The following is a 14,689-nucleotide window of genomic DNA, read 5'->3' as shown; positions in this document are numbered from 1 at the left end:
GATTGAGGCCCCTCGTTGATCTCGCTGCGATCAATCCGGTGCGTGCGGTTCGCTTTCACTACAAGACCCGCGCGCAACGGCGCTCGCAGCGCAATTTGCTGTGCATGCAAGCGCTTCACTCACGCAATGCCGGAGACGCATTGTTATCAGCTTCAGCGAGCCAGCCTTACGCAGTTGCGCGCGTGTGGCCGGCACTTGGCGGCTCGATTGGAACACCGTAAATCGTCGGCAATACCGGCGAAGCGGCATGCGCCAACTGGCGCTGTTGTAAGCAGCAATGAGCTCATGCTGTTACTTATCCCGCCTCTGGCCGCGGGTGACGGGCGGCCTCTATACAACGTCGCACCGGCGTCTACTCGCGTAGTGTCCGCCGGTGCGACTCCACGTGCATCAACCACCCGCCAGACCACCACCAACACGCCCGGGCAATGCCTGATCGTCATCGTCCTCGGGGTTGTCGAGATCGCCCACTTCATCATCGATACCGCCGCGCCGTGGCGAGGGGTCGTTCGAGGGCGGCAACTCGTCGTCGCGTTGCGGCCCCGGCGTGCCGTGCAAGCGAAACTGCGAGACAACCGACGCGGGCGGATCGATGTTTAGCGAATACAGGATCATGCGACATCTCCGGCTGGGAACCTGTACCCGACGCTAGGGTGCGCAGCGCTAGCAGGCCGTGAGCCGCAGCGCGTGGGCGCTGACATGCCGTTGACGGTGAGTGCGCAGCGCTGCGCTGTGGTTGCCTGCGGGCCAGTGGCTATCATGGGGCTCCGCCCTCCAGGCCGCTGTCATGCGCCCACGTCTTCTGATCATGCTGCTGCTCCTGTGCGGCACCGCTACGGCAGCAGCACCGGCCTCGCGCCTGGATGCGGTGGTGCGCGCCGGCGTGCTGCGCGTCTGCACCACCGGCGACTACCGCCCGTATTCGCTGTTGCGCGCCGATGGGCAGTTCGAGGGCAGCGATATCGCGCTGGCACAGGCGTTGGCAGACAGCCTGGATGCGCGGGTGCAGTTCGTCCGTACCAGTTGGCCACAGCTGATGCACGACCTGCTGGCCGATCGCTGCGACCTGGCGGTGGGCGGCATTTCGGTGACCTTGCAACGGCAGCGCCAGGCCAGTTTCAGCAGCGTGCTGGATGTCGACGGCAAGATTCCGCTGGTGCGCTGCGCCGATCAGGCGCGCTATCGCAGCGTCGCCCAGATCAATCGCCCGGAGGTGCGTGTGATCGAACCGCCCGGCGGCACCAATGAGGCGTTCGCACGGCGCCAGCTGCCGCAGGCGAACCTGCGGTTGTTTGCAGACAACACCACCATCTTCGAAGAACTCCGGCAGGGCCGCGCCGACGTGATGATTACCGACGCCTCCGAGGCCACATTCCAGCAGGTGCGCCTGCCCGGCCTGTGCGCGGTCGCACCCGAGCAGCCCCTGCAATACAGCGAGAAAGCCTTCCTGCTCCCGCGCGACGACGCGGCATGGAAGGCGTACGTGGATCAATGGCTGCACCTGAGCAAGGCCAGTGGCGACTATGCGCGCATCGTCGAGCACTGGCGGGGGCGCTGACGACCACGCTGTGATGTCGGGAATGGGGAATGGGGAATCGCAAAGGCAACTGCTGGCGCTGACCGTCCGGCGCAGCGCTTTTACCATTCCCGATTCCCGACTCCCCATTCCCGCAGCGCTACACGCCGCACCTCACACAATCTTGGTGCGTCTCCACCAACGCGACACCTGCTCCTCGCGCACCAGGGTGAACAGCCCCGCGCCCAGGATCAGTGCGATGCCAACCGCCATCGGCCAATCCAGGTGGTCGTGGAACAACAGGTAGCCGAAGGCGATCGCCCACAGCATCTGGCTGTACTGGGTGGGCGCCACCACGCTGACCGGGGCCATGCGCGTGGCGTACATCAGGCAGATCGCCGCCAGACCCGCCAACAGGCCGTAGCCCGCCAGCAGTCCCCATTGGTAGAGCGTGGGCCACACGAAGGTCGGCAGCATCAAGATCGCGCCCATCACCAGCGGGCCGATCACGCCGGCACCGTACAGGGTGAGGCGTTTTTCGCTGTGCCCGGCCATGCGCAAGGTGATCACCGAAATCGCACCGACCAGGCCACACACGATCGCGGCCACATGTCCATGGGTGAGGTGGCGGAAGCCCGGCCGCAGCACGATCAGCACACCGATAAAGCCGACGATCACCGCCGACCAGCGCCGCCAGCGCACTTCCTCCTTGAGGAACACCACCGACAGCACCGTGACAAAGATCGGCATCAGAAAGATCAGCGCGAACGCTTCGGCCATCGGCAAGGTAGTGAAGGCGATCACCGAGGTCAGGTTGCCGATGGCGCCGGTCAGCGCGCGCAACAGCCACAGCGCCGGCTGCTTGGCCATCACCAGCTCGCGCAAGCGGTCTTCGGGCTTCTTCAGGAACGGCACCGCTACCAGCATCAGCAACGCGCCCAGGCACAGCACTTCATAGGCCGGCAGCGTACCTTCCAGCAGCTTCACAAACGCATCGCTGATCGAATAGGCCGCGTAGCACGCAAACCCCAACAACACACCCTTCAGCATGGACCGCACTCCGCAGTGGCGCTGCATCCGACGCGGTGTCGATGCCGGCATGGCCAAGTATGCGGTGCGATGCGCTCAAGCGGAATTGGCGCGCGGTGAATCCGGGCACGGCAGTACCGCGATAGCAGCGACACGGCGGTTTGTTGGCCCAGCGGCCCGCTTGCGGAGCGCTGCCGCTGCGAAAAAGTGCATGCCACGCAGTGCACAAGCGCATCTTGCGTACCGGGTCGTCGGCCGCGCGCACTCAAGGGTGGCCAAGCCGACAGCGCTACGCCAGCACAACGGCCGCCAGCACGCACGCATTGTCCCGATGCCACGGCGCAATGGCTCAGGTACGATGCCGGTCCCTCCCCTTCAGCCTGGTCGTGCGTGTGGCGCGGCCCGGTGCAGACCCGTCATCGTGTCCCATTACTCCGGCCCCCTGCTGACCCGCTCCGACGCCCTCGCCCTGCTTGCCGCGCGCGACCACGGCCACCCACGCTGGACCGGCTCGCTGGACCTGGGCCGCACCACGGCCACCGCCGAGCTCGATGCGCAGACCTGGCAGTGGCGGGGCAAGGGTTACCCGTATCCGGGCAAGCTCAAGGACCGCACGCTGTATTTCTGGGATGGCGACGACTTCGAACCCATCTCGCGCTTCGGCAGCAGCTTGATCAAGCTGGTGCCCACCGATTGGGGCGCACCCACCTTCGAGATCGATGGCATCAAGATGCTGCCCTCCGCGCAGCTCTCGCCGTTCGAGGATGCGCAACGCAAGGTGGCGCTGGTGGAGCCGCGCGGCAAGACCGTGCTCGACACCTGCGGCGGCCTCGGCTACTTCGCGGCCTGCTGCCTGGAGGCCGGCGTGGCGCAGCTGCAGTCGTTCGAAAAGAACGCCGACGTGCTGTGGCTGCGCACGCTCAACCCCTGGTCGCCGGATCCGGACGCGGCAGCAGCGGCCGGCCGCCTGCACCTGACCCATGGCGATGTGGCGCAGCACATCACCACGCTGGCCGATGCAGCATTCGATGCCATCCTGCACGACCCGCCACGCTTCGGCATTGCCGGGGAGCTGTATTCGCAAGTGTTCTACGACCAGCTGGCGCGCGTGCTGCGTCCGGGGGGGCGCCTGTTCCATTACACCGGCGCGCCCAACAAGCTCACCAGCGGCCGCGACGTGCCCAACGAAGTGAGCAAGCGGCTGAGCAAGGCCGGGTTTCGCACCCAGCTGGCGCTCGATGGCGTGCTGGCGGTGCTGCCGCCACGGCGGTGATGCAGGCCTGATGCAATCAGCGTCAACCTCGCAGCACGATGAGGACCAGCAGCATCACGCCGGGAATGACGCTGAGCACCGCACCGGCCCATGCGAGCGGCACATAGCGCTCGTTGTTGAGCCGCGACAGCATCAGGCACGCCAGCCCGATGACGGCCGCCACGCAGACCGCGACCATCAGCCCGGCAATCGCCGCGCCGTAGCCGCCGTAGCCGGCGGCGGCGATGATCCCGACACCACCACCCACCGGCACCGCCAGCAACGACAGCCCACCGAACACCGGCGGCCGCCGCGCGGCCTTCAGGGTTTCCATCTCCACGCGGTGCGCTCCGTTTGCAGTGCCGGGAGTCTAGCAATGCAGGCGCATTGCCCAACGCTTGGGCTGCTGCATCCCTGGGCTGGATGATCTAAAGGAAGGAGCAGCCAGCGCATCTGCCATACTGCGGCGCCATCGACACGGACGTTGCATGCGCCTGCCAGTTGCCGCCAGCACCCTCGCACTCGGTTTGATGCTTGCCTGCCTGCCGGCAGACGCACAGACTCCCGCCGCCGCATCGTCACCGGTGACCACGCGCCATCCGGTGACCACCGCCACCCTGGCGGGCCGGGTCCTGCAGTTGGGCGAACGCGATGGGCAATGCGTGATCCAGCGCGATGCCGAGAGACTGCCGCTGGGCATTCCGGCACCCTGCTATTTCAGCACCGGGCGCGATCACGCTGCACAAGTGCATGTATTCAACGGCACGCCAATCGTGTTGATCCAGCATGCCAAGCCAAGTACGCGCACCGATTGGAACGTGGCAACCGACGGCCCGATCTGCGACTACGCCGCGCAGGCCGTGCGCGATGTGGGCGGAAAGCTGGAACCCGGCATCGCCGCTAGCGGAAGTTCGCCACGCTGCGACCCCACCGAGGGCACCGACCAGAAGAACTTCGTCTACGGCTACGACACCTGGCCGAATCTCAAACCGAAGAAGCCAGCGGCAGGGCAGCCCACACGCTGAGCGGGGCGGCCGAACTGCGGCCGTGATGGCGCTTGACCCTCACGGCGATGAGCTTGATGCAGCGCCATACCGCGCAGGAATGCGCAACGCACGCAACGTCTCAGAACAGCACTGCGTTAATGCGCTGTGCTGGTAGGGCGCTGCCATGCGCAAGACGCACCGTTGCACAACAGTGCGCTAAACGCGGCATCAGCGCCGCTGCAGCCACCACATGCGGGCGATCACCAGCAGCAGCACCAGCAAGCCACCTGTCAACGCCGCATCCCAGCCAATGGCGATCCAGTAACGCTGCGGATCCGCCTCCAGCAGGAAGATGCGTGTCGGCCGCCCACGGATGACGCTGACATAACGCCCCTTCACCACGGCCTCGACCAGCAGCGCCAGCCGCATGCAGCAGGCTGCGGCCACCAGTAGCATGCCCGCACCTTGCAGCACCGCCGCGATGCGCTCCTTGCGTGAGTTGGGTGCTGGTACAACTGCACGGCGACGGGGTGGTTTCAACGTAGTGCCACTGCAACGAATAGTTCGCCAGTTTACCGATGTCGCATGCACGCACCGCTACGCACAGATCCACGCTGCCAATACCGGTGCCTGCCGCACAGCACGCGATGCAGGATTGAGCGCGTGCAGATCGCGCTTGAGCGGGCAATGCCGCATGCATCTGACGACGGCCGCTATACTCCATGCCGTAGCGCACCCGCATCGCGGGATGGACCCAAGCGCTGCTTCGTATCAAGGAAGATCGTCCGCATCGGTCGCGATGCTGCAGGCCGTTGGCGCTTCCTTGGTGTTCTCCTGTTCGCTGCGGCCCTGCCGCGGAAAACCCGTACCAAGGACTCTGCTTTGAAGACTTTCACCGCGTTTGTCGTGCTTTCTTTCAGCCTGCTGCTGTCTGCCTGTGGCGGAAGCGATCTCGCCAGCGGCGCCGCCAAGATGTCCTCCAGCGACTATCTCCTGCATAACATCTCGGTCTGGAACGGCGTGGTCCAAATCGTCGACCCATGGGTGTCGGGCGAGCGCGGGCAGTCGCTGATGGCCGATGCCATCGCGCACAAGCCGCTGGAGCAGTACAAGATTGCACTGGCCGGCCAGCGCAAGGCCCTGGCCGCCAATACGCAGGCCAACACGATGATGGCCTCGGGCGTGCCCGATAACGCCAAGGAGCTGGATGCCAAGCTGGTCGCCACCCTCAAGAGCGCCGACGCCACCATGGCCGCGATGGAGCAGATTGCCGCGTTGCCGGATGGCTACACCAACGAGACCCTGGCACCGCTGGGCAAGCAGCTGCAGACCACCGCCAACGGCCTGGTGGCCGACATTCAGGCCCTGAACACGGCGCAGCGCGCGTATTCCAAGGAACATAACGTGCCGTTCCAGGAAGTGCAGCAGTAACAGCAGAGACGACTGCGCACTGCAGTCGTCTCCACGCGCCCGGTGCAGGGAGATCGGCAGACACTACGGTTTGCTGCCGATCTCCCTGCACCGGGCGTATTTGTATGCGGCCGATGCGCAGACGCAACGGTGTTGCTGCGGGCGATTCGCAAACCACTGCAGCGGCTGACGCAATGCTGCGCGCACTCGTCAGTAAATGCAGAGGGCGAGCGCACGCTTCGGCATAGATCGCGGTACATGGCTGTTACCGCCGACCAACATTCATTAGCTGGATCCGGTGCAAAATGGCGGCGATAACACCGATTACGCGCGCGAGTTCTCTCTTCGCCGCTTCGCGGTCACCGCGCCAGCTCAGTTCACGCCGGCAAGCCAAAGATCAGCGAGCGATGCGCAGCCACGCCGGCCATGGCACCGCTAGCCACCGCGAAGGTCACCGAGGCTGCGGGGCTGGCAATGTCGCCGCATGCAAAGACCCCGGGAACCGAAGTCGCCTGCATTGCATCCACCGCTACATGGCTGCCCAGTGGCCCGTCCGCCAGGGCGCACCCCATTGCCGTCACCACAGGGCTGATGTGGGTTTGCGTGGTGATGAACAGGCCGTCCAATTGTGTGGTTTGCCCATCGCGCAGCACCACCTCCACCTGCGCGTCGTCGCCCTGGATGCGGGCCACCGCGCCTGGCACCAGGGTCACGCCGCGTGCCTGTAGTTGGGCGTTCTGCGTGGCGTCCAAGGCCAGCGCGTCGTTCAAGAACAAGCGGGTGGCGCCCCAATCCTGCAGCATCGCGGCCTGGTGCACCGCAAACGCAGAAGTGGCCAGCACGCCAATTTGTCCCTGCTCCAGTTCGTAGCCATGGCAATACGGGCAAACGAAGATCTGCTTGCCCCAGCGTTCGGCCAGGCCCGGGATATCCGGCAGGCGGTCCACCACACCCGTGGCAATGATGAGACGGCGCGCCGTGTGGGCCCCACCATTGCCAAGCGTCACGCGGAATGCCTCTGCGGTGCCGTCCACCTGCGTCACCTCGGCATCGGCCCAGTGCACATCGGGATACGCGCGCACCTGCGTGCGCCCGTGCGCGGCAATCTGCGCAGGCGACTCGCCGTCGCGGCTCAAAAAACCATGCGAGGTTGCGGCAAAGCGATTGCGGCGCAGACCACTGTCCACCACCAGAATGCGGCGGCGTGCACGCGCGAGCTGCAAGCCGGCCGAGAGTCCCGCGTAGCTGCCACCGATGATGATCACGTCGTAGTGCATTGCGCTGCCTTGCCTTTTGCTTCTTTATGTACTTTTGGATGTTACATGATTGGGGCAGCGGTTCAAGCGGTTACCGGAGGGCTATGTGATTGTGCATGCGCTTATCAGCGAGCTCAGCGGCTGCGCTGTTGTCGAGACTGGAGTCAGCACTTGAAGCGACTGTGCGTGCCGTGTTGATCGTATGGCCACTGCAGGGCGACAGCCTGGAGTGAAGCCAGCCGGGGACGCAGCTCTATGGCTTCAAGGTACTGGGCGACGCCGGCAACGGGCGCGATTCGTGGATGATCAAGGCGGTGCAGCACGTGACCAACCTCAACGCGCGTGCCGGCGAGCTGGTGATCCACGGCGTCAATCTGTCATGCCCTGCAACGCTAAGCACTGCGAGATTGCGGAGGTTGCGAGGCGATTACGCGCACCGCGCTGATCACATGGCCAACACCGCGCCACGTACAGCGTGCAGCCTGCCGCGTGATTGCCTGCAATGCGTAGCACTGCGATGAGCAAGGCTTACAGAGACCACAAGTGCATGCGTCGCCCGTCACCTCATTCGAAGCGCAGCGATGAACTACTCATTGCGTTGAAGCAGCATCAGGCTGCACGCAAGCAGACAGATCAGTCAACCATCGCTGGCAAGCGAGGATCCCAGCAACCGAGCGCACCCACCACAAGGCCACCGGCGCTGCCGAACCGCTCAATCGCGCCGTACGCGCTTGGCTTTTCCCGCGGCTTGCACGGGTGTGGCGGTCTTGCACAAGGCATCGAAGTCATTGGCCAAGTCCGCCAGGGTCACCGTTCCCAGGCGCTCCAACAGCAAGGTTTCGGCGGCGGTGAGCGCGTCGGCGATGGCGGCATTGACCACACGCTCCACACCGCATTGCGGGTGGTCCTGGTCGGTGCCGATCGCGAACAGATGCGGGCCACCGACAGCGCGGTGCACATCCAGCAATGTGACCTGGGCGAGATCGCGCGCCAACTGCCAGCCGCCGTGGTGGCCCTTGGACGATTGCACGTAACCGGCCTCGCGCAGGCCGGCCATGGTCCGCCGCACCACCACCGCATTGGTCGACAGCATGCGGGCGATCTGTTCGGAGGTCATCGGCTGCGCACTTCTGGCCATGTGCAACAGCACATGCAGCATGCGGGAAAGGCGGCTATCGGTTCGCACGGAATGGCATCGCTGAGCAGGCAGGAGGAGCGGCAGCGCCGCGCGCAAAGTGTGCCGCAGCGCGGCGCCATTGTCGCACTCCACCAGCGCGCGCACTTGCGCTACGCGCCGTACACGGCCCATTGGTCGCGGCCGGCGGTCTTGGCGGCGTACAGCGCCAGGTCGGCCTGACTCAGCAGCACGTCCAGCCCGGTCGCCGGGGTGACGCGCACCGCGCCCAGGCAGAAGCGCACCGGCGCATCTGCCGGCAGGCCCGCGATGGCAATCGCCGCGACCGCACTGCGCAGACGCGCGAACACGTTGCCGATTTCGTCAGCGGTGCAGCCGGGCAACACCAGCAGAAATTCCTCGCCGCCCAACCGGCCGAGCTGGTCGCGCTCGCGCAGGGCGCGCCGGGACGCGGCAGCCAGCGCCTTGAGCACCGCGTCGCCGGTGGCATGGCCGTGCACGTCGTTGATCTGCTTGAAGTGGTCCAGGTCGATCAAGGCCAGCATGCAGGAGGTGCGCGTACGCAGCGCATGCTCGATCTGCTGCTGCGCCTCGGTGCGGATCGCGCGACGGTTGGGCAGGCCGGTCAGTTCGTCGCGCATGGCCAGGGTGGAGAGCTGGCGGCGATGGCGCCAGCCCACCGCCACCACCACCAGCGCGGCGATCAGCAACAGGCAGGCCGCACACAGCGCGATCCACAAAGTGCGCTGACCAGCTTCGCGCGCCTGCAGCGCCAACTGCGCGGTTTCGCTGCGGCGGCGCAATTCCGCGGTTTCCGCACTGCGGCGTGCATCTTCGTAGCGCGCCTGCAGCCGCAGCATCACGGTGTCGCGCTGGCCTTCCTGGCTGCGCTCACGCAAGGCATTGGCACGTTGCAGTTCGGCATAGGCCTGCGCGTGTTGGCCCATCGAGGCCAGCGCCGCGGCAATGGCATCGGCCAGGTCCACACGGCGGCTCGATGCCAGCCGCGGGCCATCGGCGCGCCTGGCCGCGGCGATCTCCTCGCCCAGGCGCGCGTCCTTCAGCGCGGTCATCGCCTTCAACAACACCGCGTGGCAGGCCGCGACGCGGCCGATGTTGCCCTGCGCCTGCATCAGCGGCAGCGCTTCGTTGGCGGTGACCAGCGCCGCGGCGGCATCGCCGGTATCGATCAAGGCTTCGCTGGCACTGGTCAGTGCCGCTGCCACGCCGGCCTGATCGCCCAGCGCGCGACTCAAGGCCAGTGCGCGGCGGAAATGCACCAACGCCGCGTCCGGCTGCTGCAGCGCCAACGAGGCACCGTATTCGTATTCGATCAGGCTGCGCTGGAAGCGTGCCGGCAGGTCACCCAGGCGCGCCAATGCGCGCAGCAGATATGCTTCGGCTTCGTTTTCCTTGGCGGTGCGCCCGCCCACGCGGCTGGCCAGTGAACCGAGCTGTGTCAGCGCATCCAGCTCCAGCGACAGCGATCCTTCGCGCACCGCACATTGGTAGCTGGCCTGCGCGGCATTCCAGGCCTCATCGCTGCTGCCCGATGCGAGCATGCTCCACATGTCCACCGCGTCGATTTCGCACAGCAGGTCACGGCGGCCCAGCGCGCGCGCCTGCCGGCGCAACTCTTCCAGGCGCGCCACCATGGAGCGATTGGGGTTTTCACGCACATCGCTCAGTGCCTGCACCGTGTCCAGCCACAGCCGCGCCTGTGCGCCGCTGCCATGCAGCTGGCCCAGCACGTCGCGTGCCTGCGTCAGCGCCTGTTTGCGGCGTGCACTGTCTTCCAGCGAAATCAGCACCCGCGCCTGTGCCAAGGCCGCCCAGAACGTAGCATCGGCTTGCCCGCTTGCACGTGCCTGGCGCAGCTGCCGTTCGGTGGCCTGCAGGGCGGCGGTGGGGTCGTCGAGCAGCATGGCTTCGGTCGTGGCCCAGGGTTGCGGCTGGCTCCAGGCAGCGCCACTGACCCACAGCAGTGCAGTGCACAGATGCGGGAGCCACCACGCCGTGCGCTGACGCTTCATCGCACACGCATCGCGATCACCATGGCATCGCGGCCGTGGCACGCAGGTGGCCCTGGTGAGGAGGTACTGATTGCTGTGGCATGGCGCAGTCCTCCGTCTTAGCTGATGGAACCGATGCTGCAGTCGCGCGCAGTGCCCGACCAGGCAATCGCGCAGATGGTCGAGCTCGTTATCGGCCGTATGGCCAGGGTCTTGAATGACGCCCGCTGAACGTGGCAGCGATGCGTGCTCTACGATGCGTGTTCTACGAAGCGCCGCTCGAGCTGTGGCGCGCGCCGGTCCTGCACCTGTCCCCGCACGCAGCGCATCGCCGCGGCCATCGGCGCCCGTGTGACAGGCCATATGGCCATAGCAAACGCGCTGTCCCGGTGAACCACGCCATGTAATCCGCAAGCCGTGCACACGACCGCCATCTGCCCTCCGCAGCCCGCCAACACCGCGCCACGTAAACTGCCAACCGGCAGTACCACCCGCCTTTCCCGGAGACGCCGTGACCCGTTCGATCCCGCGCCTGTTGGCGCTTGGCGTGCTCGCCCTGTTGTCGGCCTGTGCGACGCAGGCGCCCCGCGTGCCGCAACGTTCGCCACAGGCCGTGCAGGCCGATATCGCACGCCGCCTGCCGGCATCGCTCAGCGACCGCGCCGGCTGGGCCAGCGACGTCTACGTGGCGCTCGCCTCGCAGGACATCGCCACCACGCTCGAACACATCTGTGCGGTGCTGGCGGTCACCGAGCAGGAGTCCACCTATCAGGCCAATCCGCCAGTGCCGAACCTGGGCAAGATTTCGCGCGCGGAGATCGACCGCCGCGCCAGCGCCCACCACCTGCCCGGCTTCATGGTCGATGCCGCGCTGCGCATCACCTCGCCCGATGGCCGCAGCTATGCCACCCGCATTGCAGCTGCGCGCACCGAGCAGGAGCTGAGCGGCATCTTCGAAGACTTCGCCGGCAGCGTGCCGCTGGGTGGGCGTTTGTTTGGCGGGCTCAATCCGGTGCGCACCGGCGGGCCGATGCAGGTGAGCATCGCCTTCGCCGAGCAGCATGCCGACCGCTACCCCTACCCGCCTGACGACTCCATCCGGCATGAGGTATTCAGCCGCCGCGGCGGGCTGTGGTTCGGCACCCGGCATTTGCTGGGCTACCCCGCCAGCTACGACGCGCTGCTGTACCGCTTTGCCGACTTCAATGCCGGTTGGTACGCCAGCCGCAATGCCGCGTTCCAGGCTGCGCTGAGCAAGGCCAGCGGCATCGCGCTGGCACTGGATGGCGACCTGCTCACCCCGGGCGCCGGCCTGGACGCACCCGGCGGCACCGAACGCGCCGCGCGGGCGCTGGCCAGCCAGCTGGGCATGACTGACCGCCAGATCCGCGCCGCGCTCGAAGACGGCAACCGCGCCGATTTCGACGACAGCCCGCTGTATCGCCAGGTCTTCGCGCTGGCCGAGCGCGACGGCCGCGCGGCGCTGCCACGCGCGGTGCTACCGGGCATCACCCTGGAGAGCCCCAAGATCACCCGCACCCTCACCACCGCCTGGTTTGCCCAACGCGTCAACGACCGTTGGAAGCGCTGCATGGCCAAGTAGCAGCACCCGCTGCGCGGCACGCGGCGCGTCTGGCACCACGCCCGCAGCTGCGCGCCGTGGCAAAGCACGACGTATGGCAGGGTCGCAGGCCCTGCCCGCGCACGTAGCATTGCCGGGTTGCGCCACTCTGCTCGGCGCGCTCCTTTTGATGAGGTCCACATGCCCACTCCGTTGCCGATGCGCCACCTGCTCACCGCCCTGGCCGTTGCCCTGCTGCCCGCACTGGCCAGCGCGCAGGCGCCCAGCGTGACCGCCGCCGATTACGCGCGCGCCGAACGCCTGGTCAGCTATCTGGCGCAGCCGCTGGTGGACCACGCCGCCACGCAGGTGACCTGGCTGGACCCCACGCATGTGGTGTATGTGGACCATGACGCCAAGGGCGACCGCCTGCTGCAGCTGGACACCGCCACCGGCAAGACCGCGCCACTGTTCAAGCCTGCCCGGCTGGCCACCGCGCTCAACAGCTTGCTCAAGACCGGCGACAAACCGCTCAAGGCCGCCACGCTCGCGCCCAAGGTCCGCCTCACCGCCGATGGCCGCTACCGTTTCGAGATCCGCGACACCGACGTGATCTGCGATGCGCGCGCCGCCTGCAGCAAGGTCTACACCAGCGACAAGGCCGAACCGGGCGTGCTTTCGCCCGACAAGACCCGCGAGGCCTTCATCCGCAACTGGAACCTGTGGGTGCGTGAGCTGGCCACCGGCAAGGAGACCCAGCTGACCCGCGATGGCGTGGAAAACTTCGGCTACGCCACCGACAATGCCGGCTGGCAGCACAGCGATAACGCCATCGTTGCGTGGTCGCCGGACTCGCGCAAGATCGCCACCTTCCAGCAGGACCAGCGCAAGACCGGCGACATGTATCTGGTCAGCACCAAGCTTGGGCATCCGGAACTGCAGTCGTGGAAATACCCGCTGGCCGGCGACAAGGACGTGACCATGATCGAGCGCGTCATCATCGACGTGCCCACCGCCAGCGTGGTGCGCCTGAAGCTGCCACCGGACCAGCACCGCTCCACCCTGTGCGATGACGTGAGCTGCTCGCCGGGCCTGTGGGACGACGTGAAGTGGGCGCCGGACAGCAAGACCCTGGCGTTCGCCTCCACCTCGCGCTTCCACAAGCAGGTGTGGCTGCGCATTGCCGACGCCAGTACCGGCGCGGTGCGTACCGCCTTCGACGAAACCGCCAAGACCTATCACGAAAGCGGCCAGGTCGCGGCGAACTGGGCCTATCTGCCCGGCAGCAACGAAGCGGTGTGGTTCTCCGAACGCAGCGACTGGGGCCAGCTGTATCTGTACGACCTGCAGACCGGCAAGCCCAAACGCGCGATCACCAGCGGCGAAGGCAATGTCACCGAGTTGCTGCGCGTGGACCCGGTGAGCCGTACCGCGTGGTTTGTCGGCGTGGGCAAGGTGCCGGGCGTGGACCCGTACTACCAGCAACTGTGGAAGGTGAGCCTGGACGGCGGCGCACCAGTGCTGCTGACGCCGGAAGTGGCCGATCACAGCATTGCACTCTCACCCGATGGCGCGAGCTTCGTCGACACCTATTCCACCACGCTCACCCCACCGGTCAGCGTGCTGCGCGACGCAGCCGATGGGCGCACGCTCAGCACCGTCGCCACCGCCGACATCACCCGCCTGAAGGCCGCCGGCTGGGTCCCGCCGGAACCGATCACGGTGAAAGCGCGCGACGGCAAGACCACCTTGTACGGCTTACTGTTCAAGCCCACCCACTTCGATCCGGCACGCAAATATCCGGTGATCGATTACATCTACCCCGGCCCGCAGACCGGCTCGGTGCGCGGGCGCGGCTTCTACGCCGGCCATGGCGACAATCAATCGCTGGCGGAACTGGGCTTCATCGTCATTGCCATCGACGGCATGGGCACACCCTGGCGCTCCAAGACCTTCCACGACACCTGGTACGCCAACATGGGCGACAACACCCTGCCCGACCAGGTGGCTGCGGTGAAGGAACTCGGCCAGCGCTACCCGTGGTTCGACACCACCCGCGTCGGCATCTGGGGCCACTCCGGTGGCGGCAATGCGTCCACCGGCGCGATGCTGCGCTACCCCGAACTGTTCAAGGTGGCCTGGTCGGAAAGCGGCAACCACGACAACCGCGGCTACGAAGACGACTGGGCCGAGAAGTACCACGGCGAGCACATCGTCAACAAAGACGGCACCTCCAATTACGACGACCAGGCCAATGCGACCCATGCAAGCAAGCTGCAAGGCCGGCTGATGCTGGTGCATGGCACGCTCGACGACAACGTGCCGCCGTATCTGACCCTGCTGGTGGCCGACGCGCTGATCAAGGCCAACAAGAACTTCGACATGCTGATGCTGCCCAATGCCAAGCATGGCTATGGCGACCTGACCCCGTATGTCACCCGCCGCCGTTGGGACTACTTCGTGCAGTATCTGCTCGGTGCTCCGCCGCCGGCGCAGTACCAGATGCAGCCAGTGCCGAAGCACTGAGCACAC

The 14,689-nt window shown here is 66.4% G+C and carries 13 protein-coding genes; 6 read left to right on the top strand and 7 right to left on the bottom strand.

The window, feature by feature from the left end:
* Window positions 1-390: 390 nt before the first annotated feature.
* Window positions 391-615 (bottom strand): hypothetical protein, encoded by a 225-nt coding sequence (locus tag QRM60_RS16085; RefSeq protein WP_103701635.1) that lies wholly within the window; start codon window positions 613-615, stop codon window positions 391-393.
* Between the two features lie 172 nt (window positions 616-787).
* Here QRM60_RS16085 and QRM60_RS16080 point away from each other — a divergent pair, with 172 nt between their 5' ends.
* Window positions 788-1,558, top strand: a complete 771-nt coding sequence (locus QRM60_RS16080; RefSeq protein WP_285446601.1) for a transporter substrate-binding domain-containing protein — start codon at window positions 788-790, stop codon at window positions 1,556-1,558.
* 132 nt (window positions 1,559-1,690) lie between these two features.
* On the opposite strand, the gene QRM60_RS16075 is transcribed toward QRM60_RS16080, so the two are convergent.
* Window positions 1,691-2,566, bottom strand: coding sequence for a DMT family transporter (locus tag QRM60_RS16075; protein WP_012437301.1), 876 nt, complete (start codon window positions 2,564-2,566; stop codon window positions 1,691-1,693).
* A 337-nt stretch (window positions 2,567-2,903) separates the two neighbouring features.
* On the opposite strand from QRM60_RS16075, the gene QRM60_RS16070 reads away from it, so the two are divergent.
* Window positions 2,904-3,818: an MnmC family methyltransferase gene (locus QRM60_RS16070; RefSeq protein ID WP_343237656.1), complete on the top strand. Its 915-nt coding sequence runs from the start codon at window positions 2,904-2,906 to the stop codon at window positions 3,816-3,818.
* Window positions 3,819-3,840: 22 nt separating this feature from the next.
* Here the strand turns inward: QRM60_RS16070 and QRM60_RS16065 are convergent, their stop codons facing one another.
* The gene (locus tag QRM60_RS16065; RefSeq protein ID WP_115571928.1) at window positions 3,841-4,131 is read right to left on the bottom strand and encodes a hypothetical protein; all 291 of its coding nucleotides are present in this window, start codon (window positions 4,129-4,131) and stop codon (window positions 3,841-3,843) included.
* A 196-nt stretch (window positions 4,132-4,327) separates the two neighbouring features.
* On the opposite strand from QRM60_RS16065, the gene QRM60_RS16060 reads away from it, so the two are divergent.
* On the top strand, window positions 4,328-4,822 hold the full coding sequence (locus QRM60_RS16060) for a hypothetical protein (RefSeq protein ID WP_228957098.1): 495 nt from the start codon (window positions 4,328-4,330) through the stop codon (window positions 4,820-4,822).
* A gap of 189 nt (window positions 4,823-5,011) precedes the next feature.
* On the opposite strand, the gene QRM60_RS16055 is transcribed toward QRM60_RS16060, so the two are convergent.
* Window positions 5,012-5,239: a hypothetical protein gene (locus tag QRM60_RS16055; RefSeq protein WP_225042761.1), complete on the bottom strand. Its 228-nt coding sequence runs from the start codon at window positions 5,237-5,239 to the stop codon at window positions 5,012-5,014.
* A 426-nt stretch (window positions 5,240-5,665) separates the two neighbouring features.
* Here QRM60_RS16055 and QRM60_RS16050 point away from each other — a divergent pair, with 426 nt between their 5' ends.
* Entirely contained in the window at window positions 5,666-6,214 is a 549-nt protein-coding gene (locus tag QRM60_RS16050; RefSeq protein WP_273674260.1) for a hypothetical protein, read from the top strand.
* A gap of 356 nt (window positions 6,215-6,570) precedes the next feature.
* Here the strand turns inward: QRM60_RS16050 and QRM60_RS16045 are convergent, their stop codons facing one another.
* The 3 genes from QRM60_RS16045 to QRM60_RS16035 form a co-directional block, all read right to left on the bottom strand.
* On the bottom strand, window positions 6,571-7,470 hold the full coding sequence (locus QRM60_RS16045) for an NAD(P)/FAD-dependent oxidoreductase (RefSeq protein ID WP_274347603.1): 900 nt from the start codon (window positions 7,468-7,470) through the stop codon (window positions 6,571-6,573).
* Window positions 7,471-8,161: 691 nt separating this feature from the next.
* On the bottom strand, window positions 8,162-8,608 hold the full coding sequence (locus tag QRM60_RS16040; protein ID WP_285446599.1) for an Rrf2 family transcriptional regulator: 447 nt from the start codon (window positions 8,606-8,608) through the stop codon (window positions 8,162-8,164).
* A gap of 128 nt (window positions 8,609-8,736) precedes the next feature.
* On the bottom strand, window positions 8,737-10,617 hold the full coding sequence (locus tag QRM60_RS16035; RefSeq protein ID WP_285446598.1) for a GGDEF domain-containing protein: 1,881 nt from the start codon (window positions 10,615-10,617) through the stop codon (window positions 8,737-8,739).
* 490 nt (window positions 10,618-11,107) lie between these two features.
* Here QRM60_RS16035 and QRM60_RS16030 point away from each other — a divergent pair, with 490 nt between their 5' ends.
* Window positions 11,108-12,199, top strand: a complete 1,092-nt coding sequence (locus tag QRM60_RS16030) for a DUF1615 domain-containing protein (protein WP_285446597.1) — start codon at window positions 11,108-11,110, stop codon at window positions 12,197-12,199.
* A 159-nt stretch (window positions 12,200-12,358) separates the two neighbouring features.
* Entirely contained in the window at window positions 12,359-14,683 is a 2,325-nt protein-coding gene (locus QRM60_RS16025; RefSeq protein WP_285446596.1) for a S9 family peptidase, read from the top strand.
* Window positions 14,684-14,689 lie beyond the last annotated feature (6 nt).

This window comes from Xanthomonas sp. fls2-241-TYG-148 (genome assembly GCF_030208815.1).
Classification (GTDB): Bacteria; Pseudomonadota; Gammaproteobacteria; order Xanthomonadales; family Xanthomonadaceae; genus Xanthomonas; species Xanthomonas campestris.
This window is presented reverse-complemented; position numbering and strand designations above follow the sequence as displayed.

What these genes read in the sequence shown, in the direction of transcription:
- QRM60_RS16085 (WP_103701635.1), bottom strand. Translation starts at nt 615, where the DNA reads ATGATCCTGTATTCGCTAAACATCGATCCGCCCGCGTCGGTTGTCTCG.
- QRM60_RS16080 (WP_285446601.1), top strand. Translation starts at nt 788, where the DNA reads ATGCGCCCACGTCTTCTGATCATGCTGCTGCTCCTGTGCGGCACCGCT.
- QRM60_RS16075 (WP_012437301.1), bottom strand. Translation starts at nt 2,566, where the DNA reads ATGCTGAAGGGTGTGTTGTTGGGGTTTGCGTGCTACGCGGCCTATTCG.
- QRM60_RS16070 (WP_343237656.1), top strand. Translation starts at nt 2,904, where the DNA reads ATGCCGGTCCCTCCCCTTCAGCCTGGTCGTGCGTGTGGCGCGGCCCGG.
- QRM60_RS16065 (WP_115571928.1), bottom strand. Translation starts at nt 4,131, where the DNA reads ATGGAAACCCTGAAGGCCGCGCGGCGGCCGCCGGTGTTCGGTGGGCTG.
- QRM60_RS16060 (WP_228957098.1), top strand. Translation starts at nt 4,328, where the DNA reads ATGCTTGCCTGCCTGCCGGCAGACGCACAGACTCCCGCCGCCGCATCG.
- QRM60_RS16055 (WP_225042761.1), bottom strand. Translation starts at nt 5,239, where the DNA reads ATGCTACTGGTGGCCGCAGCCTGCTGCATGCGGCTGGCGCTGCTGGTC.
- QRM60_RS16045 (WP_274347603.1), bottom strand. Translation starts at nt 7,470, where the DNA reads ATGCACTACGACGTGATCATCATCGGTGGCAGCTACGCGGGACTCTCG.
- QRM60_RS16040 (WP_285446599.1), bottom strand. Translation starts at nt 8,608, where the DNA reads ATGCTGCATGTGCTGTTGCACATGGCCAGAAGTGCGCAGCCGATGACC.
- QRM60_RS16035 (WP_285446598.1), bottom strand. Translation starts at nt 10,617, where the DNA reads ATGAAGCGTCAGCGCACGGCGTGGTGGCTCCCGCATCTGTGCACTGCA.
- QRM60_RS16025 (WP_285446596.1), top strand. Translation starts at nt 12,359, where the DNA reads ATGCCCACTCCGTTGCCGATGCGCCACCTGCTCACCGCCCTGGCCGTT.